Below are 22,101 nucleotides of genomic sequence, written 5' to 3'. Positions count from 1 at the left end.
ATGCTACGGCTACCGGGAGCACTGCGGCCTTGGGTGAACAACTCGTTCACCCGACTGCGCAATCGAAGGCGTTCTACTTCCGGTGTGCGGCGCCTGAGACGCCGAGCGTAGTAGCACGAGCGGGTCACTTCAAACACCTTGCACAGCCAATCAACCGGCTCGTGGATGCTCAACTGGTCAATCAGCGCGAACGCTCGAGATCTTCCGACATCAAGAGCGCGGTAGCCTTTTTTAAGATCGATTTTTCCCGCTCAAGGCGAGCAATTCGGGCTTCCAGCTCTTGGATTTTCTGCTGCTCCGGGGTCAGCGCTTTGCTCTGCGGGGTGACGCCCGTGCGTTCTTGTTGCACCTGGTCGACCCATCGGCGCAAAGCCGACTCCCCGACACCAAGCGAGCGGCTGGCCTCAATGAAGCTGTAATCCTGCTTGAGAACGAGGTCGGCAGCCTCGCGTTTGAATTCAGGGGAAAAGGTACGGCGTTGTTTGGTCATCTGACACCTCGTTCTGGCGAGCATTCTCGCCTAAATGGGTGTCCGGTTTCATTAGACCACTACAGAGAGTTCCTGTAAAGCATCGTGAGTTTTATAAGATTGATTTATACTTAGGGTCGACTTTCGCGAGCTGGTTATAATGGCTTCTATAGGATTTTCAAATGTTTGTTCGCCAGCAATCACTGTTCCGTTTTCGTCAAGGAGCAGCGCTGCGATTCCTAACGAAATGAAAAGTACGGCGTTAGAGTATATGAGTGCTGTGCGGATAGGCGTTTTCTTCATAAGATTCTTTTTGAGGGTCGCCTCTAGTTTTGGTGTTTCCCTGTAATTTTCAGAGCGGTTCTGTTCAATAAGCAGCGGGTAAATGGGTGTGTCTGTCATATGCGCTCAGTACTAACAAGAGACTTGTTTTCCTGCTCCTTAGGATGATTTAACAAGCGCAAATTTTTATTGGAAGACAGCATCGGCTGCAATGGAGTAATGCTATCTTCGGTATTAGTTTCTCTATTGGTCGATGCTCTGGCATTTTACGAATGCAGGGCCATGATCAGGCGCAATGTCATCAACGTAAGCCCAGCAGCCCTTAGGGAAGGTCTGAAGTACTCATCGATTTTTGATGTCCTCGCTGCTTGAGGTTCAAAAAATGCTGAGTCGGTCGAAAACAGACCTTTCCTGTCTTTAATTCATGGTTTTTTCCTCTGATCGCTGTATTTCAGGGCGATCAGTCCGCATTAGTTCTGCATCAAGTGAACCCGTAACATGGCCAGCAACGGATACGCCGGACGACCGCCTTCGCCTTTCGGATAATGCGGCTCGATCAGGGCAATCAAGCCCTTCCAGGGCACGACCTGATCCATCTCGATCAGGAAGCGCTCATGGCGGGTCTGCCTACGTTTGTCGGCATACCCGGCATCGGCGAAGGACATCTGTTTCATCGGGGCTCAACCGTTCGATTTGTGCGAGGCGGGTATTTCACCAAATCTGGGAGTTTTTTTAGAGTTTCCTTAACGCTTTTTGACGCCAGTCTTCGTCGTCATCAACGGTGGTGATTACCTTGAAAGCACCTTGCACTGGGCCTCACAGATATTATGTCCGGCCCGGACGAAATCCCCCACCCCGCGAATCAAGGCCGCCATACCGGCGACAGCTGTTCATCAAGGGCCCAATGCGATTGGCCGGGCCTCAGGCAAACACCGCCGACCCAGCGTTCATGGCTGGCGTGGTCCAGCCAATAAGCATCGCCGCCCAGCACGGTGTGCCCCAGCGCTGTCAGCGCCAGCACCCGCCGAGGCCATTCAAGATGGGCCTCGGTTTCCGTCAACAAAGGATGCTCGCCGTCGATCAACGGCCGCAGCAGTGCATGGAACATCATGTCGCCGAGGAACGGCAGCGGTTCGCGCTTGGCCATCAACTCGGCATACACGCGCCCGAACGCTACCGGCCCCGCTTCGGCGATGTAGGCCAGGGACAGGCGTTCGGTCAGTGACAAACCATCCTGACTGCCGGGCAACTCCTGCAACTGGCGCAGTAAAGCGCGTGCAAGAAAGGGCAGCGCCGTGTGCGTCCCGTGGGCCAGTTCCGCCCACTGCACCGGGGAACTGGCGCAATACGCCGACCACGCCTGTTTGGCCAACTGCACCGCCTCGTCGTCGATCAGGCGCCGCTGCGGCCATAACCACGCCAGTACGTCGGGGGCCAATTGGCCAATGCCGATAAACCGTTCTACCCCCGGGATGCGGTCCACTTCGATCAGTTCCAGCTTGCGCGGTGCCTGGTCAAGAGCGGCCAGGGCGCGGATCAGGAACAGTTGGTCATACGCATCCGCCTCGCACCACAGCACGCTGTGTTCGGCGCTGGCCAAGGTTTCCAGTTGGTTGTATTCGTCGGCGACACGGCGCGCCACATCCGCTTCGCCCAGGGCAAAGGCGTGACTGATGAACGTGCTGCGCATGGCGCGGAATGCCTCGCGGGGCAGGTCGCGAACCGGGCCCATGCACAGCGGGTCGGTGAGCATCTGGAAGTGCCCCTTGAACCCCGCCAATTGCAGGCTGTGGGCAATGTCGTTGCCACAGCGCCAATGGCTGGTGCGGGCTTCATCGCTGGCGGCGAAATCGGGATGGCGGGCGGCGAAGTCGATGGCGTCGACATGGGCCTTGAGCTGCGGCCAACTGCTGAAACCCAGCTGCTTGGCGATCTGCCATTGCGCCTGGGACAAGGTGGCGTCTGGGTTTTCGCTTTTCAGGCGCGGCAACAGTTCCTTGGCGCGCTTGCGCTGCTGCTCAAGGTTGAGACGGCCATCAGTGGTCGAGGATACGCGGCGTTGCGACATACGAGCTCCTTGCACACACCTTTTCCGCTTTAAGGTTGGGAGTCGTAGAAATGAGTGAGTGTTTCACTGTCTTGGGCGCAGCCCTTTCCGCGGAGGGTGGCGTAGAGAGCGCCAGGCGGCAAATATAGGCAGGGCAGGGGGTGATTGCAAGGCGCCCGCCACGGGACCGGTCGCCATCGCTTGAACTTTTGCTATGAAAAGCCTGCGCGCCTGCTTCACCATTGCGCCTGACCGAAACATGAGGAGCCTCGCGTCCGTGAGCGCACTGATCGAAACCCGCGCCCTGGCGCGCCGGGATGAGCGTCGCCAGGCGGTCTTGCTCCAGCCCACTGACTTCGCCCTGCACCGCGCCGACCGCGTGTCGATCACCGGCGCGTCCGGTTCCGGCAAGAGCGTGTTCCTGCGCGCACTGGCGTTGCTGGACGCGCCCACATCGGGGCAGGTCCTGTGGAATCATCGGCCGATCGCTAACGCAGACATTCCCGAGTACCGCAGCCGCATCTGCTACCTGTCCCAACGCCCGGCGCTGATCGACGGCACCGTGCTGGACAACCTGCGTTTCCCGTTCAGCCTCAAGAGCCTGCGTAAACGTCATTTCGAGCTGGCGACCGTCACCGCGCTGCTGCAGCATGCCGGCAAGTCGCCGGACTTCCTGGCAAAAAATGCCAGTGACCTGTCGGGCGGCGAGTCCCAGGTGGTGGCGTTGATTCGCACCCTGCAGCTCAACCCCGAGGTGCTGTTGCTGGATGAACCCACCGCTGCCCTCGACCCCGCGTCCTCGCGTGATGTCGAAGCGCTGATCGATGCCTGGTTCGCCGATGACCCCACCCGCGCGTATGTCTGGGTGTCCCACGACCTGGAACAGGCCCAACGCATGAGTGACATCCACCTGCACATGAGCGCCGGTGTGCTGAGCGGAGCCACCCAAGCATGAACTACCAAAACCTGACCGCGCTGGACATGGCCATCGCTGCCGCGCTGATCCTGATCAACGGCGCGCTGTCGCTGGCGTTGCGCCTTGGCCTGGAGCGCCAGTTGCTGTGGGCTGCCGTGCGTACCGTGGTGCAACTGCTGGCGATCGGTTATCTGCTGGGCTGGGTGTTCGCGTTCGCCTATTGGTACGTGGTGCTGCCGCTGATGTGCGCGATGACCCTGATTGCCGGCCTGTCGGCGGCGGGGCGCGGGCGGCGCACTTACCGTGGGCAACGGATCGACAGCATCGTCTCGGTGTGGGGTAGTTCATGGCTGGTCACGGCGGTGGGCTTGTTTGCGGTGATTCGCATCCACCCATGGTACGAGCCGCAGTACGCGATCCCGATCCTCGGCATGATCCTCGGCAATACCCTGACCGGCGTGTCCCTGGGCATCGAGCGCATGACCCAGGAACTGACCTCGGGCCGCAACACCATCGAGATGATCCTCGCCCTCGGCGGCTCACGCTGGGAAGCGGCGCAGGAAGCGATCCGCCAGGCGGTGCGCGCCGGGATGATCCCGACGCTGAACCAGATGGCCGTGGTCGGCATCGTCAGCCTGCCCGGCATGATGACCGGCCAGGTGCTGGCGGGCGAGAGCCCGGTGGATGCGGTGCGCTACCAGATCGTGATCATGTTTCTGATCGCCGCTTCGTCGGCGTTGGGCACGGTCGGCGCGGTGCTGCTCACCTACCGGCGCCTGTTTTCCAGGAGCCATCGGTTTTTGCGCGATCGGCTGCAAGAGCGCTGACGGCCAAGCGATGGACTGTCGGTGATTGTTTCACCGCGTGAAATGCTCGATTGTAAATCCTGGTGATTCCATCGATAGGCGCCACGGCGGAACATGCCTGGCGTCAAGACCCCCACTTCTTTGGAGCCTTTCATGTCCCAGCCTGCGATCAAACTCTATGGTTTCCCCCTGTCCGGCCATTCCCATCGGGTCGAGCTGATGCTGTCGCTGTTGAGCCTGCCCAGCGAATTCATCCTGGTCGACCTCAAGCAAGGCGCGCACAAAACCGCTGAATTCGTCGACACGATCAACTCGTTCGGCCAAGTGCCGGCGATCGATGACAACGGCACCGTACTCGCCGATTCCAACGCGATTCTGCTGTACCTGGCGAGCAAGTACGGCAACGGCCAATGGCTGCCGAGCGACCCGCTGGGGCAGGCGCGTGTGCAGCGCTGGCTGTCGGCCGCCGCCGGTCAGCTCCACGCCGGGCCGGCGACCGCGCGGCTGGCGGTGGTGTTTGGCGCGGATGTCGATACCGTCGCCGCCATCAGCCGCTCCCACGCCTTGTTGCAATTGGTAGAGCAGCAGTTGGGCCAAAGCCGCTTCCTGGTCGGTGAGCAGCCGAGCATTGCCGACATCGCTTTCTACACCTACGTGGCTCACGCGCCGGAAGGCAATGTGTCGCTGGCCGACTACCCTCAAGTACGCGCCTGGCTGGCCAGTATCGAAGCCTTGCCGGGGTTTGTCGGCATGCCACGCACGGCGGTGGGCCTGCAATCACAGTAACCTTCAAGAGGGACACCGATGGACCGCTTTCATGAAATGCAGGTGTTCCTCGCGGTGGCCGAGGAGGAGAGCTTCGCCGCCGCCGCACGCCGCCTGAAAACCTCGCCGCCCAGCGTGACCCGGGCGATTGCCGCGATGGAACAGCGCATCGGCACCCAACTGCTGGCGCGCACCACTCGCAGCCTGCACCTGACCGAAGCCGGCCAGCGCTACCTGGAAGATTGTCGACGCATCCTCGCCGAGCTGAATGAAGCCGAGGAAGCGGCGGCGGGCAGTTATTCCATCCCCTGCGGCCAACTGACCGTGACCGCCCCGGTGCTGTTTGGCGAGCTGTATGTGGCGCCGTTGCTGGGGGCGTACCTCGATCGTTTTCCTCTGGTGAACATCAACGCTTTGCTGGTCGATCGCGTGGTGAACATGACCGACGAAGGTGTCGACGTGGCCGTGCGTATCGGCCATCTGCAGGAGCCGGGGCAACAGGCGATCCAGGTCGGTGAAGTGCGGCGAGTGGTGTGTGCGTCGCCCGGCTATCTCGACCGGCACGGGCGGCCGCAACATCCCACGCAGTTGCGTGAGGCCAAAATCGCTACGTCGTCGGCCAGCCAATTGATCAGCGCATGGCAATTCGTCGACGGCGAGCAGGAACTGACGGTGCCCATCGAGCCGCGCCTGGTGGTCACGGCGAACAACGCCGCGATCAACCTGGCGCGCATCGGCTGGGGCATGACCCGGGTGCTGTCCTATCAGGTGGCGGCGGCGGTGGCGGCCGGTGAACTGGAGATTGTCCTCGACGCGTTCGAGCCCGCGCCGCTGCCGATCCAGGTGGTGTTCCAGAAGGGCGCCCGCGTACCGGCGAAGGTGCAGACCTTCGTCGACTTCCTCACCCAGCATTTCGCGCAGGACCGTGGCCTGAACCCGGCGCCGCAGCGGCCGAACTGATGGAGCGCTATCGCGATATGCAGCTGTTTGCCGCGCTGGCCGGGCAACCGAGCCTGGCGGCGGCGGCGCGCAGCGCCCGGGTGTCCGGCGCGACGCTGGTGCGCGCGTTGGCGCGTTTGGAAGCACGTCTGCAGGTGGCGTTGCTGCAACGCAGCACGCGGGGTGTCCGTCTCACCGAAGCCGGCCGTGCCTACCTCGCCGACTGTGTCCGCCTGCTGGCGGCCGTGGACGCCGCCGAAGCCTCGGCCAACGGCTCACATGTGCAGGCCCAGGGCAATCTGCGGGTGTTCCTGCCGTTTCTGTTCAGCCGGTATGTGATGGCGCCGATCCTGGCCGGTTATATGGATCGCCATCCCGATGTGTTCCTGACAGCCCGCTACCACGACTATTACCCGAACCTGCACGAAGAGGGGCTGGACGTGGCGATCCTGGTCGGTGCGTTGCCCAACTCGTCGCTGATCGCGCGGCCAGTCGGCCAGGTGCGGCAGGTCCTCTGCGCCAGCCCCGATTACCTTGCGGCCCACGGCGAACCCGCGCACCCGCACGAGCTCAAGCAGCATCGCCTGATCGCCAGCGCCGATCAGGTCCACTGGGATTTCCCCCATACCCACCTCAAGGCGCGTACACGCCTGCGCTGCACCTCGGTGCAAGGTGCGATCAATGCGGCCGTGCATGGCGCGGGGATCATCCGGTGCCTGAGCTACCCGGTTCACGAGCACCTGGTCAGCGCGCAATTGCGCCGCGTCCTGCCCGCCCACGAACTGGCGCCGTTGCCGGTCAACGTGGTCTACCGCGAAGGCCGCCAGGCGCCGATGCGCGTGCGCAGTTTTGTCGATCACTGCGTGGCGGCGTTGCGCGAGCATCCGGCATTTCAGTTGGCGTAATGCTCGATTGCCGAACGTGGGTATTCTCTCGCCGCGTGGCGGGGCGCAGCATCTGGCTATCTGACACGAGGTGATCGCCATGAACCTGATCGAACACTCCCCCTGGCACGCCGGCGAACGGCAGATGCAAGCCAGCGCCGGCGCCGCCGAGCGTATGGACATGATTGGCGCCAAGGTGATCCGCGATCATCTGCCCGAGCAACACCGGGGGTTCTATCCGCTGTTGCCGTACCTGATGCTCGGCGTGGTGGACGCGCACGGCATGCCCTGGGCGACGATGATCGAAGGCGCGCCGGGGTTTGCCCATTCACCCGACCCGTACACCTTGCAGATCGACAGCCTGCCTGGCAGCGGCGACCCGGCGCGCTCGGCCCTGCAGCCAGGGGCCGCCGTCGGCTTGCTCGGCATCGACCTCGACACGCGCCGCCGCAATCGCCTGAATGGTCGGGTTGGCGCGCTGGATGCCGAGGGGTTTGCGGTCGATGTGGTCCAGACCTTCGGCAATTGCCCCAAATACATCCAACTGCGCCCTGTCGATGGGATCGCCCGTCAACCCGGGGGCGTGGCCGAGCGCAGCAACCGCCTGGATGACGCCGCGCGCGCAATGATCCGCAACGCCGACACGTTCTTCGTCGCCAGTTATGTGGACATCGACGGCGAACGCTCGGTGGACGTCTCCCATCGCGGCGGCAACCGCGGCTTCGTGCGTGTGGAGGGCGACGTGCTGACCATCCCCGACTTTGCCGGCAACCTGTTCTTCAACACCCTGGGCAACCTGCACGCCAACCCGGTGGCGGGGTTGTTGTTCATCGACTTTGCATCGGGCGACGTGATGCACCTGGCCGGGCGCACTTCGTTGATCCTCAACGGCCCCGAGGTGGCGCGGTTCGAGGGTGCGCAGCGGTTGTGGACGGTCACGGTGGAACAGGTGGTGCGCCGCCCGGCGGCGTTGGCGTTGAGGTGGCGGTTTGCGGAGTTTTCGCCGTACAGCTTGGCGACGGGGCGTTGGTAGGGCACTGGCTGTGCGACCACCAATACCCTGCCCGAGCGGACGTTGCCCGACGGTCAGGACTACCTCAAGCCGATCCATGTCATGGTCGACGACTCGCTGAATGCCGCGTAAATTCGTAACCGGTTACGCGAAACCGGGGTGTTTCACAGTGTCGAAACCGGCCGGGGCAAGGCAGGGGATTATTCGGTGTTGATCCGCTTCAATAGCCAGCGCGATTTGCCATCTTTCCCGGGAATTCTGCTGAGTACGGCGACGCTGTTTTTGCTGCCCTTGTCCCAGAGTATCGACACCACCACCGAGTTTTCCCTGCAACATAATGGAAAGCGCCGATGAGCATCACTATTCCGCCGCCCGAATCCCGGTTCGATCAGCAAAAAACGCGCAGACCTTTCCTCTAAGAACATATGGCGAATAGTTGAAGTTAGACCGTATGTCGGATTCTCTTATAAAATTCTTTGAATGTGTTCTGCGTCCTACACGCTCGTCCTGGATTAAAATAAAAGTTATATGTGCAGGTTGAGGCTTCGTAAGGTATTAATTCTGCGAGGGTTAAGTGTTCCTGTTCAGCGTGGGTAGCGATTTTTTATCTTACGTAGAGTTATTTGTTTTCTGATTTTTATGAAGGAGCTTTCCTAAAGTCGTTGGTAAATTTTCCTACATTATGAAGTATGCAAAAATTGCATTTTTTTCCAGGAAAGCTAGATTGCTATCGTCACTTGTTTATAAGTGGGCAAAGATAGTATCTGTGTGGACTCAGGAGAATTGAGATGAAAAGTGAAGAGTTTGGAGAGCTGTTTTTTAGTTTTGATAATGAGTACGGGTTCAATCCGTATGCAGGTAACGCCGGCGCATCAGGAAGCCAGGGTGGGTGCGGCGGAAGCGGTGGATGTGGAGGCGGCGGTGGATGCAACGGCGGTAGTGGTGGGTGTGGTCACAATTCAATAACCGAGCAACAACCGACGAGTGAGTAAATTTAACCGTCACCCACTTAACGAGGTTTTCCGGCGGAGGCTAGAAAACCTCTACAGGGGAATGCATGATGAATATAACCATACCTAACTATGAAATTTTGAATTTTGAAACGGAAAGCTTAATTATCTCTGATATGGGTGTTTCAAAGGTGCACTCGCAACCGCTGCTGAAAGCACTTCGGCAGCTTAAACTGTCGAGTGTTATGACCAAGGACGATGTGGACGAGGTACTTTCTGAAAATGGTCTGGAGGCAAACAGTGCGTTTGAATTTTTGAAGGGGATCATTCCTTTTGGCGCTGTTGAGGAATTATATTTTGAAAAGACAGTGGTTGTGCACTCTTTGGGAAGGAAAGGCTTTTTTGAGGATGTTTTTAGGCAGGAGTTTTCTGGGGTTTTAGAGTTCAAAGAGTTTTCAAACGACGTCGTTGAGTCCGTTAGAGGCGGCAGATGTTTTGTGGTGTTGATATGTTATGGTTATGAATATGATTCTATAAAGAAGCTGCATTTTGATTTGGCGAAAGCTTCGCCACAAAGTGCTATTAGCGTTTGTTGGCCGATGGGTGGTTTTTTTTGTATAGGACAGCCATATATTGCAGAAATCGGAAATCCTTGCCATTTTTGCACCGTTGACAGGCTGGTCAATAATGAGTCTGTTACGCATTCTAAAAATAACTGGGCAAGCGTTCTGGCATTTTGTAAAGGAAAGCATGTCAGTGTGCCTTTCAAGGCATTAAGTCTTTATCAAGAATTGATTGTGATCGGTGCTATAGTCAGGAACGTTAAGTTTTTTACTGATGTTGGCATGGTGCGCAAGTATCAGGATAATATTCTGTATGCGACATACCTCCAGTTAAGTGATGGTAGGATTTTTGAAGAGCCGAACTCGCACTGGTATATGTGTGATTGTTTGGGGGCGGAAATATGAAAAAAGTCCCGCATGATTATTATCTCAGGTTTATAGATGCGTCGGTCTATGAAGAGGTACTTGAATTTCATAGTAAGGGTAATTTTACTCTCCATAAGGCATTTCAACATCACACCAGCTTGCATTTTCTGGATGAGGGGCATCTTGCACAATTAACAGGGAACGAATTGGTTCTCTATCCTGACATGGATTTGACGGTTGAACTAAAGCTCTCCGATGAACACAGGAAAGGGCTGCTATGCCGAAATGAGTCTTGTGAGAGATTTGTGCCAGGAGAGTTGGAGTTTGCAGACGTCGAAAAGTTGGTTAGTCCATTGCTATCAATGAATACGGAATCTTACAAGAGGGGCTATCCAAGTGGTGGGGCGCTTTACCCGGCCGAAGTTTTTCTTTGTTCTCTTTCTAATGAATGTAGTACCTGGCCGGGTGCGGGAAAGATTCTGCATTTACTTCCAAAGTCTAGAAGGTTTGAAGTGATGCAGGTTGAGACTGATCTTGAAAAACTCAAAGCGGCCATCCTGACTCCGCCCAATGATATTGGCAGCCCCAGTTTGGCTCTGATTTACGTTGCCTATATGCCGAAGAACTTGTTCAAGTACCGGTATCGTGGCTACCGAATGGCGCTGATGGAAATTGGCTCAATTTACATGCTGGTGGAACTCCAAGCTAAATCTCTGGGACTGGCATGCCGACTCTGGTCTGCGTATACAGATTCTATGCTTTGTAAGGTGCTAGGGTTGAATCCAGCCCTGTTCTTTCCTATGTGTGTTCATTTTATAGGCAGGCAGCATGAAAGTTATTAATTTAATGCAGAAGCCAGACCTGCCTGGTTCATTGCTGTTTCAGCCCGCAGGATTGCTCGCGTTACCACACTCTGTAGAAGTATCTGATGCGCTATCGGTAAATGGGTCCGGCGTGGGGGGAGGTTCGAATTCAATCAAAACTGCCTTAGGTGAATATTTTGAACGTCGTCATTTTTATAGAGAAATTCTTTCGAGTAAGTATGGTTTTCTCAGTGAGTCATTGACGGGCGCAGAAGTTAATAGCTTTGCCCGTGCGTTTATTCAGACGGCATCTAGAAAAGTTTCTATTAGGGAGGTTGAAGAGCATAAATTTACTTTAAGTAAGGTTGTGAGAGCTCTAGATTTCTCTATGTGCTTGATTCCCACAGTCTGTATTTCTCTTTCTTCATATGGTCTTGATGATGATAATTTTATTTATCCGCTGAGAGATACCTGTGGGTGCAGTTTCCATTGGTGCCCCAATTTAGCTTTTTTAGGCGCCGTGAAGGAGTATCTTGAGCGGCAATTCCTTGTAAGGTTTTGGTTGACGAAAAAATGTCGCTCCGTAGTGTCCACTGATCGAGCGTTAGAGCTATTGTCGTGCAAAAAAATCAGGCACTTATATCATGCTCTTATTTCTGCGGGTGAGATCTCGGTGTTTGATATTTCTGATGCTAGATTTCCGGGTGTTTGCATATTGGTTGTGTATGGCCAAAGCAAGGAAAATCATCATGTGAATTATTGCGCAGGAATGTCCTATTCGGCGACGCTTAGTGATGCGCTTGAAAAATCAATACTGGAGCTTTGGCAAACTTATCGATTTATGGATTTGTTTAAGTCTGTTGATTCTGATGAGAAACGGATTGAGGACTACTATTTACGATATTTTTTAGAATGTAATTTATATAAAACGTATCAGGAAATTATTGATGTTCAGGTTGTTGCTGACGGAAAGAGGTCGGTATCGCCGGTGGAGTTTACGTTGCCCGGTTTTTTGTCTGCGTTAAATGAACAGGGTGTTTTAGGTTATTTTTATGTAAGGCGTTCGATGGTTAATGGTGTTGGCTGTGTTTTTAGTAAATACGTTTCGCCTGATCTTTTTCTTCATATGAACAATTCACAAAATATAAATCTGAGCAATAAGTACTCCAAGGAATTTGCTGGCGCGATACTGCCGTCACGCTTGGAGAAAATGGTGCCGTTTCCCTGAGGTGAGTGATGAAATACTACCCTTTGTATAAGCCGTTTTTGTTGGCGGGACTATTTATTAAAGAGCAGTTAAAGGAGCCCGTCGCCCTGTTTTGGATCGTTATATCTCCTGCGGTAACTTTCTATTTGATAAACTATGCTAGGGCGGGTGGTGGCGAAGTGCCTAAAAGTTATCTGGATAGTACCTCGTGGTTTTATGCGTTCGTATCGTCGAGTGTTGCTCTCTTTGGCTTGGCTTTTTATATAGTGGGGAGAAGAGAGAGTGGCTTTCTAAGGTCTTTCGTATATACCTGGCGTACAAAGGCTGTCTTTCTTGTCGGGCAATTTTTTGCCTATTCTGTTATGTCAATTGTCTATTGCTCAGCTTTTTATGTGTTTACGCGAAATTACTTTGGTGTGATGGAGGTGGCTGAGTTTCTTACTGTTCTTGCAAGGTTCTATATATGCTTTCTCCTGTTTTCCATTCCCTCGCTTCTGTTGACGTTGATTCCGATAGGCTTTCAAAATGCCAACACGCTGTTCTCTATATTGTCTTTCCTGATGCTGGCACTCGGAATTGTCGGTATGAATTCGTCTCACCCGCTATTTGAAGTGATTAGGTTTCTCAACCCGATGTGGTGGGCTAATCGGATTATATTGGTCGGTGTCGCCGAATGTTTACTCCTTGTTATAGCGGTTATGTGTTTTTTTATTCTTTCATTTTTGACAACCTTACGTTTTTTGCGCATTAACCCAGTTTGGAGTCGTTATTGATGAAGCGGCTTGTCGTAAAATCACTTGGTATCAAGTACGCGCGTCATGTCGTGTTTGAAAACGCGTCATTGACGATCGAGGCTGGATCGATCTCAGGCCTGTTAGGACCTAATGGTTCTGGTAAAACGACTTTTTTTGATGCGGTGTGTCGTCTGAAAAAAATAAACTCCGGTGAGATATCTAATTCGTTCTCAAGGCTGCTTTATCTATCGCAAATCATTGCTACGCCGCCGGTGCTGCGTATGTTTGATGTTTTTAAGATGATGATGCTATTTTGCTCCGATACAAAAGTCACACAAAAGCACGCGCTGGAAAAAATTGAGAAATGGAGTCCGGGGATAGCTGAACGCTATTGTGAAATATGGAAGAAAAAATCCTCCCTTTGCAGTTACGGAGAAAAGCGATGGTTTTTTACATTATCCCTACTTTCCGTTAACGCAGATCTGGTGATACTGGATGAGCCCACCGCAGGTGTCGACCCTGAGTTTCGTTATCACATCTGGAAATGCCTGGAGGGGGCTGCTGCAGAAGGTGTCGCTGTTTTAGTTTCATCGCATAACGTCGATGAGATCGTTGCTCACTGCGATGACTTTTACATGCTGAGTCAGCAGCGTTTCAATCGCTTCACTGATGCGCAGGGTTTCATGAACGCATATGGTGCATCCAGTTTGGATGAGGCATTTATTCATGCGGCGAGCCTGCCAAAAGGTTAAAGGCAGGCACTCGTGAAGCCCGGTTATTTCCTCATCGGGATAAACGCCACGCTCCCCCCCGCACGCTGGTGAAACAGCCGCTCGCCATTGTCAGGCTGGGTGGTGATCACCTGATGATCCGCGCCCAGGTAGGCCAGGGGCGTGGGATCGTCCTTGGAGTACTGCGCGATGATAATCGTGTGTTGCGGATCGAAGCGGCGGCCGCTGGTGTGTTCCAGCCAGGTCATGAACGCAGCGCTGTCGCCCTGGCGGGGGAAGTCCTGGGTTTCGGCGACGTAGTAGAACGGCTGACCGCCGTTTTGCAGGTACATCGGCAGTTTGTTATCGACTTCCACCAGCACCATTTGCCATTGGTTCCATGGCGCGGTCTTCTCGGCTTGAGCTTGCACGTCCTCGACGAGACGCGTCACGCCGCCGTTGCCGTTGGTCCACGGGTACACCACGCCGAGCACCAACAGCATCAGTGCGGCGGCAATGCCAAAGCCTTTCTGCCAGCGCGGCCAGCTGGCGGTTTTTTTCGCCAGCCGTTCGCTCAGCCACCAGGCTCCCAGCAACTGGGCGAACGGGACCAGCGGCAGCACGTAGTAACTGCGGCGGCTGCCGCTGGCGGTGAAGAACACGAACAGCAGGCCCAGGCCCCATACCAGCCAGCGCACGTTGGGCGGGGTCTGGCGCCAATGCCGCACGGCCAGCCACAGGCCGAGCAACCAGCACGGTGCCCAGGGCAGGGTGTAGGCGGGCAGGTAGATCAGATAGGTGTAGATCGGCCCCATGTGGTCGAAGGGGTCGAAGAAACGCACGACGTTTTCGCGGAATACCAGGGCCAGGCCGCTTTCGCCGTAGGTCGGCGCTCCGTAGAAGTGCGACAGCACGAAGGGGATGGCATAGCACCCGGCGGCAATCAACAGGGCCAGCACCAGGCGCAGGTTGAGGTGACGTTTGTAGCGGTGCTCGCTGAGCAGATGCGGCAGCAGCACCAGGCCCGGCAGCACAAAACCGATCAAACCCTTGAACAGCGAGGTCGCGGCCAACAGCAGGAAAAACACCGTGTAGCGCCACAGCCGTGTGTCATCCGGCCCTCGCCAGTACCACCACACCGCCGCCAGCACACCGCACACCGTGAGCACATCCGCCGTGGCCACGCGCGCCCAGAACAGAAAGTAGAAGGTGGTGGCGAGCATCCACCCGGCAATCAGCCCGGTGCCTTTGCGAAACAGGCGCTCGCCGATCAGGTACACCAGCCAGATGCTCAACCATCCGGCAATCACCGACGACAGGCGCAGCGACCACGGCCCCAGGCCGCCCATCAGGTTGGCAAACCCGCTGATCAGCCAGTAGGAGGGCAAAGGCTTGTCGTAATACGGCGTGCCTTTGAGGTACGGATCGAAGTAGTCACCGCTTTGCAGCATCTGCACGACGATGTTCGCCCAACGGGTTTCGGGCCCCCATAGGTCGCGACTGCCCAGGCCCAGCAGCAGGAGCAGGGCCGACACGCCCAGCAATAGCAGCAGGGCGCCACGTTCGGTTTTCCAGACACTCATGGACGGTTCCTAAGGGAGTTTTGGATAAAGGGTGAGCACCAGGTCGCCCTTGCGATAGCGCTTGCCGCCGGGTGGCAGTTGCCCTTCCTCAAGGTGTTCGCTGGTGCTCCTGACGCGCATCAGCACCCCGACCGCGCCTTGGCGGCGGGCTTCGGCCAGCCACGACTGGACGTCATCCAGCCCGACCTTGCGCTGTATGGTATCTGGGTATTGCAGGCCATATTGCAGCTCGCCTTCGGTGTCATAAAACGCGACATCCGACCGGTTCAGGCGCCAGGCCAGTGCGGATGCCGAGCCTAACTCGTTGCTCAGCAGTGCTTGGGTTTGCTGCAATTCTTCCAGGTGTTCAAGCACGAACTGATCGGGCATTTCGTTATTCGATATCCGCGCCGGCATGCCCGCTGGCAGGAGTAGCACCAGCAAACCGATGCCCAGGGCCGGCGTCGCCCAGAGTGTCAGCGGGCGAAAGGCTTGCAGCAGGTTGGTCAGCACCCAGCCCAGCAGCACAATGAAGGTCAACGACAGGCTGAACATCTCCGCGTGGCTGTTGCCGTACAGCGGGTCGCCGATCTGCAGACAGATCAACGTCACCATCGCGGCCATGCCAAGCACGAAGTTGAGCAGGCCGTTGATGCAGATCGCGCGGGTTTTGCCCTGCTGTATCGCATCAATCAAGGCATGCCCCATCAACAACGCCAGCGGTAACAGGCACGGCATGATGTAGGTCGGCAGCTTGCCGCTGCTCAGGCTGAAGAAACCCAGCGGCAGCAGCATCCACAGGGCGAGAAAGGCCGTCGCCGGTTGGCGCTTTTCTTTCCAGGTCTGGTGCAGCGTGGTCGGTAGCAACCCCGCCCAGGGCAGGCACGAGACGACCATGATCGGCAGGAAGAACCACCACGGCCGCGCATGTTGTGCAGTGCCCGAAGCAAAACGGCGGATGTGCTCGTGCCAGAAGAAGAAATTCCAGTAGTCAGGCTCCTGCACATGGACCGCCCACACCCACGGCAGGCACACCAGGACTGCCACGACGATCGCCAGCGGGCCGTACCGCAGCAACTCACCCAGGCGCCGCTGCCAGAGCATATAAGGCACGGCAATCAGTACCGGCAGCAGCCACGCGAGGAAGCCCTTGGTCATGAAGCCCATCGCGCAGGCCAGCCCCAGCACGGCCCAAGCGCCGAGTCGGGCTCGCGGGGTGCGGCTGTCGAGGGCAAACCACAGCGCTACCAGGCTGAGGTTGACCCAGAAGGTGAACTGCGGATCAAGATTGGAGTAGCCGGCTTGCCCCGCCACCAGGCCGAAGCTCAAGTAGAGCAGGGCGCAGGCGAAGCTTTTGCGCGGGTCGTTCCACAGGCGGCGGGCGATCAGGTAGGCCAGCAGCACGCTCAGGCCGCCGGTCAACGCCGAGGCGATCCGCACACCGAACAGGTTCTGGCCAAACACCGCCTGACCGAGGGCGATCAGCCAGTAGCCGGCGGCGGGTTTTTCAAAATAACGCACGCCCATGAAATGCGGTGCGGTCCAATTGCCGCTCATGAGCATTTCCTGGCTGATCTGGGCGTAGCGGGTTTCATCGGGTATCCATAGACCGTGCAGGCCCAGGGGCAGGAGATAAAACGCGACGAAGGCCAGTAGCAGTAAGGGAAGGGGTTTGAATCGGGTCATGCGAACGTCGCTCCTTGACGTTTAAGTGCAGGAAAAGGATATAAGGAAAAAGTGCGATAAAAGGTCACAGTGTTCACTAATGGGCTGAAAGTATTCATGACGTCCTTAACTAACAGGCGCAGTTAAACATGCCAGAAGTTGGCTGTCGTTTGGCTGAACATCTGCCTCTTGTGTAGGTAAAAGTGTCTAAAGTTGCTTGAGCGCCTCTGGCCAGTCTCCGCTGTTTATAATGCCCACGGCCTTGAGCTTGCCGTTGCCCAGCACCTTGACGAATAACGCGCTGCCGTATTCGGTGGATTTGGCGTGGGGGAAGCCGAGGTCCCGTTCGATGTCGCTGATGCAGGCGCTGTGGGTAATCAGCAAAAAGTTGTGCCCGGGTTGCTTGTGGCTGAGAATTTCCTCACCCATGGCATCGCCGCAGATCGATAGCGGGCTTGGCGACAGTTCGGTCTTGCCAAACATGAACAGCGAGGTCTGGGCGGTGCGGGTGGTCGGGCTGCTGAACACGTCTGTACCCTCCATGCCCAGTATTTTAAAGGCTTTGCCGATTTCGACGGCCTGTTGGGTGCCGTTGATCGTCAGGCCATCGGCGGGGCCGAAGCAAGGATTGGAGGAACGGTCACAGCGTTCTTCATGGCGGACCAGCACCACCAGATTGCCATCGCGCCAATTAGCCAGCAGACCTGAGGTCAGCAGGCGATTGGCCGTGCTCAGGTCCGGTGGCGATACAGGCCAGGCCAGCAAACCTGTCAGCAATGTGCCGAACAGGGCGAGCGCTGTCGTGCCCAGCCAGAGTTTTTTCAGGCGTTTTGCCCGAGCTTGATAGGAACGCGGTTTGGTCAGGGTCAGGTTAACCACACTATTCACCGTGGGGATGTCAGGCAGCTTTTTATTAGTCAGGCACAACCGTTTGACTGGGCCCGTAGTGGAGCAAGAGCCTGTCATACAGTTGCTGTCTTTTTGCTGAAAACCGGAGCGTTAAAAGTTATGTGTGCCGACAACTAATAAGTTGAGCGTTATTGACGCTTGTTCGGCACTTTATTCGGTGGTCGGTAGGTAACCGGTGAAATGTATGTGAAAAATTTGCGTGGCGAGGGCGGTCAGCCGTTATCCTCGATTGCTGTCCATTGGCGAGCGAGCGTTCCCATGTTGCAAGTGCAAGGTGTCCATAAATGCTACGTCACTGCGCAGGGCCCGCTGACGGTATTGGCCGGGGTTGATCTGCACTTGGCGCAGGGTGGCAGCCTGGCGCTGATGGGCGAGTCCGGCAGCGGGAAAAGCACGCTGTTGCACCTGGTGGCCGGCTTGGATCGTGTCGACGGCGGCAGTATCCGCGTGGGTGAGCAGCGTCTGGATCAGATGAGCGAGCGGCAGTTGGCCGATTGGCGGCGCACTGAGATCGGCCTGGTGTTCCAGCAGTTCAACCTGATCGGCAGCTTGCGCGTCGACGACAACCTGGCGTTCCAGGCGCGCCTGGCGGGGCGCTTTGATCCGCGTTGGCAAGCGCAGTTGGTCGAGCGTCTGGGCCTGGGGGATCTGCTCAAGCGCTACCCGGAACAACTCTCCGGCGGCCAGCAGCAACGGGTGGCAGTGGGGCGGGCGCTGGCGTCTCGACCCGGCTTGCTGCTGGCGGATGAACCGACGGGCAATCTGGATGAGGCTACCAGCGATGAGGTGCTGCAACTGCTGCTGGACCTGTTGCGCGACACTCCCACCAGCTTGTTGATGGTCACTCACAGCCCGCGCATTGCCGCACGGCTCGACCGGCAGGTGGTGTTGCACCGCGGCCACGTGCTGCCTGCGGACGTCGGCTGAGATGGCGGTGCTCTATTGGACTTTACGCGCGTTGCTCAGCCACTGGCGGCGCCACCCCGTGCAGTTTTTCAGTGTGCTGACTGGGCTGTGGCTGGCCACCGCGCTGCTGACCGGGGTGCAAGCGCTCAACAGCCAGGCGCGGGACAGCTACGCCCGAGCCAGTCAGTTGATCGGCGGCGAACCCCAGGCCAGCCTCAGCATGCCCGACGGTGCCAGCTTCCCCCAGGCGCTGTTTGCCCAGTTGCGTCGCGCCGGCTGGCCGGTGTCGCCGGTGGTGCAAGGGCGGGTGCAGCTCAAGGGGCATGAGGACCGGCGCCTGCAATTGATGGGCATCGATCCGGTGTCGCTGCCCGGCAGCGGCGCGGTGGCGGGGCAGCGCTTGAGCCAGGCGCAAATGGTCGCGTTCTTCAACCCGCCGGGGCGCACCTGGATCGCTCCACACACCTTGCAGGCGCTGGGGTTGCAGGCCGGTGAACGGCCGCTGACGGCCAGCGGGCAAGCCTTGCCGCCGTTGCAGGTTCAAGCGGACATGGCCCCCGGCCTGTTGCTGACCGACATCGGTTTTGCCCAACCGTTGCTGGACATGCCGGGGCGCCTGTCGCGGTTGTTGCTCGACACATCGTTCGCCGCCACCCATCTCACGCCGCCGGCCGGACTGCAACTCAAACAGGCGCAGGACAATAATCTCGCGCGCCTCACCGAAAGCTTTCACCTGAACCTGGATGCGCTGGGTTTTTTATCCTTTGTGGTCGGGCTGTTTATCGTCCATGCCGCCATCGGCCTCGCCCTGGAACAGCGGCGCGGGCTGCTGCGCACCTTGCGTGCCTGCGGGGTCAGCGGGCGGATGTTGCTCCTCGGCCTGGGCATGGAACTGGGCGCCCTGGCCCTGCTTGGCGGTGTGCTCGGTGTCGCCAGCGGCTATGTGCTCGCCAGTGTCTTGCTGCCGGATGTGGCCGCCAGCCTGCGCGGCCTGTACGGCGCTGAAGTGCCAGGGCAGTTGAGCCTCAGCCCGTGGTGGTGGCTCGCCGGGTTGGGCCTGAGCCTGCTCGGGGCGTTGCTCGCCGGGGCCGGCAGTGTGTGGCGCGCGGCGCGCTTGCCGTTGCTGGCGTTGGCCAACCCTCAGGCCTGGCATGAGGCCCATGGGCGCTGGTTGCGGCGTCAGGGCCGGGTGGCGAGTGCGGCGTTGCTGATCGCGTTGTTGGCGCTATGGTGGGGTAACAGCCTGGCTGCCGGATTTGTGCTGATGGCGGCCTTGCTGCTCGGTGCCGCGTTGGGGCTGCCGGTGCTGCTCAATGCGCTGTTGAAAGCGCTGCTGGGACGCAGCCGCTCGGTGCTCGGGCAGTGGTTTCTCGCCGACTGCCGCCAACAGTTGCCGGCCTTGAGCCTGGCGCTGATGGCGTTGCTGTTGGCGCTGGCGGCCAACATCGGCGCGGGCTCAATGACCTCGGGTTTTCGCCTGACCTTCAGCAATTGGCTGGAACAACGCCTCACCGCCGAGCTGTACCTCAACCCAAGCACCCCGGCCCAGTCCGAACGCTTGAATACCTGGCTCACGCAACAACCGCTGGTGCAGGCGGTGCTGCCCACCTGGCAGGTCGCCGTGCAATTACAGGGCTGGCCGGCGGATGTGTTTGGCGTGGTCGACGCGCCGACCTATCGCCAGCACTGGCCGTTGCTCGAAGCCGTGAGCGCGCCGTGGGACCAGTTGCTGCGCAGTGACACGCTGATGCTCAGCGAGCAACTGGCGCGGCGCTTGAATGTGCAAGTGGGCGACGCCGTCAACATCCCCACGCCCGAGGGTGTGTGGTCGCCGCAGGTGGTGGGGATCTACGCCGACTATGGCAACCCCAAGGGCCACGTGCTGGTCAATGCGCAGCACCTGTTGGCGCATTGGCCGACGCTGTCGCCAGCGCGCTTCAACCTGCGCGTACTGCCGCAAAACGTGGCGCCGCTGGTGCGTGAGGTGCAGCGCGAGTTCACCCTGGACGACAGCCGTATCGTTGACCAACAGACCCTCAAGGGTTGGTCGAGCCAAGTGTTCGAGCGCACCTTTGCCGCCACCGCCGCCTTGAACAGCCTGACGCTGGGCGTGGCGGGCGTGGCGCTGTTCATCAGCCTGCTGACCCAGAGCCAAAGCCGCCTCGGCCAACTCGCCCCGCTGTGGGCATTGGGCGTGACGCGCCGGCAATTGATGCTGCTCAACCTGGGACAGACCTGGCTGCTCGCGGTGCTGACGCTGCTGCTGGCGTTGCCCTTGGGGTTGCTGTTGGCGTGGTGCCTGGATGCAGTGATCAATGTGCAGGCATTTGGCTGGCGCCTGCCGTTGCATATTTTTCCCTGGCAGCTGGCGCGACTGCTGGGTCTGGCGTTGCTGGCCACGTTGCTGGCGTCGGCATGGCCGTTGTGGCAGTTGTACCGCAGTCGCCCGGCGGATTTGTTGAGGACGTTTGCCCATGAAGATTAAGGCGCTGCTGTGCCTCGCTCTGGTGCTGGTGAGCGGCTGTGACAAAGCCCCCGCGCCCGAGGAAAGTTTCGCCGGCCTGGGCAGTGATGCGGCGGATTTTGCCCAGGTGGTGCCCGGCAAGGTCTTCGCTTTTCCTGAGGACCACGGCCCTCACGCCGGTTTTCGCATCGAGTGGTGGTACGTCACCGCCAACCTGCAAGACGCCCAGGGCCATGTGTTCGGCGTGCAATGGACCTTGTTTCGCAATGCCCTCAAGGCCGGGCCGACGCAACCGGGCTGGCACGACTCAACGATCTGGCTCGGCCACGCCGCCGTCACCTCGGCCACCCGGCACTACGCCGCCGAGCGCTACGCCCGTGGCGGCGTCGGCCAGGCCGGGGCCCGGGCCGCGCCGTTCAGCGCGTGGATCGATGACTGGAGCTTCGCCACCCGCCCAGGCGCCGCCGGCCCTTTGGCGGACATGCAGCTCAAGGCCAGCGGTCCGCAATTCGCCTACGACTTGCAACTGACGTCCAGTCGCCCGTTGGTGCTGCAAGGCGACAACGGCTACAGCCGCAAGTCCGACCAGGGCCAGGCCTCGTACTACTACAGCCAGCCGTTTTTCACCGCCAACGGCAGCGTCAGTCTCGACGGCAAGGTCTACCAAGTCACGGGCCCGGCCTGGCTCGACCGCGAGTGGAGCAGCCAACCCCTGGCCGCCGGCCAGACCGGCTGGGACTGGTTTTCCCTGCACCTGGACCGTGGCGAGCAGTTGATGCTGTTTCGCGTTAGGCAAAAGGACGGCACGGGTTATCTCACCGGCACCTGGATCGACCGCGAGGGCCATACCCAAACCCTGCACAACGCCGATATCCAGCTTACGCCACTGGCCACCACTGACATCGACGGGCGACGTATCCCCACACGCTGGTCGCTGAAAATTCCCGGCAAGCAGTTGGATATCACCACCGATGCCGTCAACCCGAAGGCCTGGATGAACCTGAATATTCCGTACTGGGAAGGACCGGTGCAGTTTGAGGGTGGGGTTGGGTATCTGGAGATGACCGGGTATTAGCACTTTTCTGTAGGTGCTGATCCTCTTCTGCGTAGGCAACTTCCCAAATGTGATTTAGCCCCCTCGG

20 protein-coding genes and 2 pseudogenes are annotated in these 22,101 nt (G+C 58.2%); 15 read left to right on the top strand and 7 right to left on the bottom strand.

The window, feature by feature from the left end; all coding sequences use genetic code 11:
* The 4 genes and pseudogenes from AC07W0_RS23530 to AC07W0_RS23515 form a co-directional block, all read right to left on the bottom strand.
* Window positions 1–490, bottom strand: a pseudogene (locus AC07W0_RS23530) (transposase); the annotation flags it as partial.
* 51 nt (window positions 491–541) lie between these two features.
* A complete protein-coding gene (locus tag AC07W0_RS23525; protein WP_102618819.1) occupies window positions 542–871 on the bottom strand; it encodes a hypothetical protein in 330 nt (109 codons plus the stop codon).
* 353 nt (window positions 872–1,224) lie between these two features.
* Window positions 1,225–1,425 (bottom strand): annotated as a pseudogene (locus tag AC07W0_RS23520) (IS5/IS1182 family transposase); the annotation flags it as partial.
* 188 nt (window positions 1,426–1,613) lie between these two features.
* Window positions 1,614–2,819, bottom strand: coding sequence for a DUF1835 domain-containing protein (locus AC07W0_RS23515; RefSeq protein ID WP_102618818.1), 1,206 nt, complete (start codon window positions 2,817–2,819; stop codon window positions 1,614–1,616).
* A 256-nt stretch (window positions 2,820–3,075) separates the two neighbouring features.
* On the opposite strand from AC07W0_RS23515, the gene AC07W0_RS23510 reads away from it, so the two are divergent.
* From AC07W0_RS23510 to AC07W0_RS23455, 12 genes are all read left to right on the top strand, one after another.
* Window positions 3,076–3,753 (top strand): ABC transporter ATP-binding protein, encoded by a 678-nt coding sequence (locus tag AC07W0_RS23510; RefSeq protein WP_046490630.1) that lies wholly within the window; start codon window positions 3,076–3,078, stop codon window positions 3,751–3,753.
* Entirely contained in the window at window positions 3,750–4,541 is a 792-nt protein-coding gene (locus AC07W0_RS23505; protein ID WP_017847549.1) for an ABC transporter permease, read from the top strand. The genes AC07W0_RS23510 and AC07W0_RS23505 overlap by 4 nt, the downstream gene beginning before the upstream one ends.
* Window positions 4,542–4,673: 132 nt before the next feature.
* Complete coding sequence (locus AC07W0_RS23500) at window positions 4,674–5,306, top strand: glutathione S-transferase family protein (RefSeq protein WP_102618817.1); 633 nt, start codon at window positions 4,674–4,676, stop codon at window positions 5,304–5,306.
* A gap of 18 nt (window positions 5,307–5,324) precedes the next feature.
* The gene (locus AC07W0_RS23495) at window positions 5,325–6,245 is read left to right on the top strand and encodes a LysR family transcriptional regulator (protein WP_102618816.1); all 921 of its coding nucleotides are present in this window, start codon (window positions 5,325–5,327) and stop codon (window positions 6,243–6,245) included.
* Window positions 6,245–7,129 (top strand): LysR substrate-binding domain-containing protein, encoded by an 885-nt coding sequence (locus tag AC07W0_RS23490; protein WP_046490603.1) that lies wholly within the window; start codon window positions 6,245–6,247, stop codon window positions 7,127–7,129. The genes AC07W0_RS23495 and AC07W0_RS23490 overlap by 1 nt, the downstream gene beginning before the upstream one ends.
* Window positions 7,130–7,208: 79 nt before the next feature.
* Window positions 7,209–8,141, top strand: a complete 933-nt coding sequence (locus AC07W0_RS23485) for a pyridoxamine 5'-phosphate oxidase family protein (RefSeq protein WP_102618815.1) — start codon at window positions 7,209–7,211, stop codon at window positions 8,139–8,141.
* Window positions 8,142–8,908: 767 nt separating this feature from the next.
* Window positions 8,909–9,112 carry a hypothetical protein gene (locus AC07W0_RS23480; RefSeq protein ID WP_155678151.1) on the top strand — a complete coding sequence of 68 codons (204 nt, stop codon included), beginning with the start codon at window positions 8,909–8,911 and terminating at the stop codon, window positions 9,110–9,112.
* 65 nt (window positions 9,113–9,177) lie between these two features.
* Entirely contained in the window at window positions 9,178–10,038 is an 861-nt protein-coding gene (locus tag AC07W0_RS23475) for an McbB family protein (RefSeq protein WP_256351057.1), read from the top strand.
* Window positions 10,035–10,841: a SagB/ThcOx family dehydrogenase gene (locus tag AC07W0_RS23470; RefSeq protein ID WP_046490599.1), complete on the top strand. Its 807-nt coding sequence runs from the start codon at window positions 10,035–10,037 to the stop codon at window positions 10,839–10,841. Before AC07W0_RS23475 ends, AC07W0_RS23470 begins: the two co-directional genes overlap by 4 nt.
* The gene (locus AC07W0_RS23465) at window positions 10,828–12,030 is read left to right on the top strand and encodes a YcaO-like family protein (RefSeq protein WP_173677845.1); all 1,203 of its coding nucleotides are present in this window, start codon (window positions 10,828–10,830) and stop codon (window positions 12,028–12,030) included. Before AC07W0_RS23470 ends, AC07W0_RS23465 begins: the two co-directional genes overlap by 14 nt.
* An 8-nt stretch (window positions 12,031–12,038) precedes the next feature.
* Complete coding sequence (locus AC07W0_RS23460; protein ID WP_046490596.1) at window positions 12,039–12,782, top strand: hypothetical protein; 744 nt, start codon at window positions 12,039–12,041, stop codon at window positions 12,780–12,782.
* Entirely contained in the window at window positions 12,782–13,495 is a 714-nt protein-coding gene (locus AC07W0_RS23455) for an AAA family ATPase (protein WP_017847537.1), read from the top strand. The genes AC07W0_RS23460 and AC07W0_RS23455 overlap by 1 nt, the downstream gene beginning before the upstream one ends.
* 23 nt (window positions 13,496–13,518) lie before the next feature.
* Here the strand turns inward: AC07W0_RS23455 and AC07W0_RS23450 are convergent, their stop codons facing one another.
* The 3 genes from AC07W0_RS23450 to pmrG all read right to left on the bottom strand — a co-directional run bounded on the left by AC07W0_RS23450 (window position 13,519) and on the right by pmrG (window position 17,568).
* Window positions 13,519–15,036: an ArnT family glycosyltransferase gene (locus AC07W0_RS23450; RefSeq protein ID WP_046490594.1), complete on the bottom strand. Its 1,518-nt coding sequence runs from the start codon at window positions 15,034–15,036 to the stop codon at window positions 13,519–13,521.
* Window positions 15,037–15,045: 9 nt separating this feature from the next.
* Window positions 15,046–16,701 (bottom strand): lipid IV(A) 4-amino-4-deoxy-L-arabinosyltransferase, encoded by a 1,656-nt coding sequence (gene arnT, locus AC07W0_RS23445; RefSeq protein ID WP_017847535.1) that lies wholly within the window; start codon window positions 16,699–16,701, stop codon window positions 15,046–15,048.
* A gap of 186 nt (window positions 16,702–16,887) precedes the next feature.
* Entirely contained in the window at window positions 16,888–17,568 is a 681-nt protein-coding gene (gene pmrG, locus AC07W0_RS23440) for a lipopolysaccharide core heptose(II)-phosphate phosphatase PmrG (RefSeq protein WP_026140097.1), read from the bottom strand.
* 279 nt (window positions 17,569–17,847) lie between these two features.
* On the opposite strand from pmrG, the gene AC07W0_RS23435 reads away from it, so the two are divergent.
* From AC07W0_RS23435 to AC07W0_RS23425, 3 genes are read left to right on the top strand one after another with little or no spacing between them, the layout of a single operon-like run.
* Window positions 17,848–18,516: an ABC transporter ATP-binding protein gene (locus AC07W0_RS23435; protein ID WP_046382779.1), complete on the top strand. Its 669-nt coding sequence runs from the start codon at window positions 17,848–17,850 to the stop codon at window positions 18,514–18,516.
* Window position 18,517: 1 nt separating this feature from the next.
* Window positions 18,518–20,980, top strand: coding sequence for an ABC transporter permease (locus AC07W0_RS23430; protein ID WP_102618814.1), 2,463 nt, complete (start codon window positions 18,518–18,520; stop codon window positions 20,978–20,980).
* Entirely contained in the window at window positions 20,970–22,034 is a 1,065-nt protein-coding gene (locus tag AC07W0_RS23425; protein WP_046382781.1) for a lipocalin-like domain-containing protein, read from the top strand. The genes AC07W0_RS23430 and AC07W0_RS23425 overlap by 11 nt, the downstream gene beginning before the upstream one ends.
* Window positions 22,035–22,101: the final 67 nt, after the last annotated feature.

Source organism: Pseudomonas sp. GW704-F2, from assembly GCF_059423025.1.
Note: the sequence above shows the minus strand (reverse complement) of the source record. Positions and strands in the feature narration are given on the sequence as shown.

Coding starts and splice junctions, on each gene's coding strand:
- AC07W0_RS23460 (WP_046490596.1), top strand. CDS start 12,039: ATGAAATACTACCCTTTGTATAAGCCGTTTTTGTTGGCGGGACTATTT.
- AC07W0_RS23435 (WP_046382779.1), top strand. CDS start 17,848: ATGTTGCAAGTGCAAGGTGTCCATAAATGCTACGTCACTGCGCAGGGC.
- AC07W0_RS23525 (WP_102618819.1), bottom strand. CDS start 871: ATGACAGACACACCCATTTACCCGCTGCTTATTGAACAGAACCGCTCT.
- AC07W0_RS23490 (WP_046490603.1), top strand. CDS start 6,245: ATGGAGCGCTATCGCGATATGCAGCTGTTTGCCGCGCTGGCCGGGCAA.
- AC07W0_RS23475 (WP_256351057.1), top strand. CDS start 9,178: ATGATGAATATAACCATACCTAACTATGAAATTTTGAATTTTGAAACG.
- AC07W0_RS23500 (WP_102618817.1), top strand. CDS start 4,674: ATGTCCCAGCCTGCGATCAAACTCTATGGTTTCCCCCTGTCCGGCCAT.
- AC07W0_RS23470 (WP_046490599.1), top strand. CDS start 10,035: ATGAAAAAAGTCCCGCATGATTATTATCTCAGGTTTATAGATGCGTCG.
- AC07W0_RS23455 (WP_017847537.1), top strand. CDS start 12,782: ATGAAGCGGCTTGTCGTAAAATCACTTGGTATCAAGTACGCGCGTCAT.
- AC07W0_RS23485 (WP_102618815.1), top strand. CDS start 7,209: ATGAACCTGATCGAACACTCCCCCTGGCACGCCGGCGAACGGCAGATG.
- AC07W0_RS23465 (WP_173677845.1), top strand. CDS start 10,828: ATGAAAGTTATTAATTTAATGCAGAAGCCAGACCTGCCTGGTTCATTG.
- AC07W0_RS23505 (WP_017847549.1), top strand. CDS start 3,750: ATGAACTACCAAAACCTGACCGCGCTGGACATGGCCATCGCTGCCGCG.
- AC07W0_RS23515 (WP_102618818.1), bottom strand. CDS start 2,819: ATGTCGCAACGCCGCGTATCCTCGACCACTGATGGCCGTCTCAACCTT.
- AC07W0_RS23430 (WP_102618814.1), top strand. CDS start 18,518: ATGGCGGTGCTCTATTGGACTTTACGCGCGTTGCTCAGCCACTGGCGG.
- AC07W0_RS23495 (WP_102618816.1), top strand. CDS start 5,325: ATGGACCGCTTTCATGAAATGCAGGTGTTCCTCGCGGTGGCCGAGGAG.
- AC07W0_RS23450 (WP_046490594.1), bottom strand. CDS start 15,036: ATGAGTGTCTGGAAAACCGAACGTGGCGCCCTGCTGCTATTGCTGGGC.
- AC07W0_RS23425 (WP_046382781.1), top strand. CDS start 20,970: ATGAAGATTAAGGCGCTGCTGTGCCTCGCTCTGGTGCTGGTGAGCGGC.
- AC07W0_RS23480 (WP_155678151.1), top strand. CDS start 8,909: ATGAAAAGTGAAGAGTTTGGAGAGCTGTTTTTTAGTTTTGATAATGAG.
- arnT (WP_017847535.1), bottom strand. CDS start 16,701: ATGACCCGATTCAAACCCCTTCCCTTACTGCTACTGGCCTTCGTCGCG.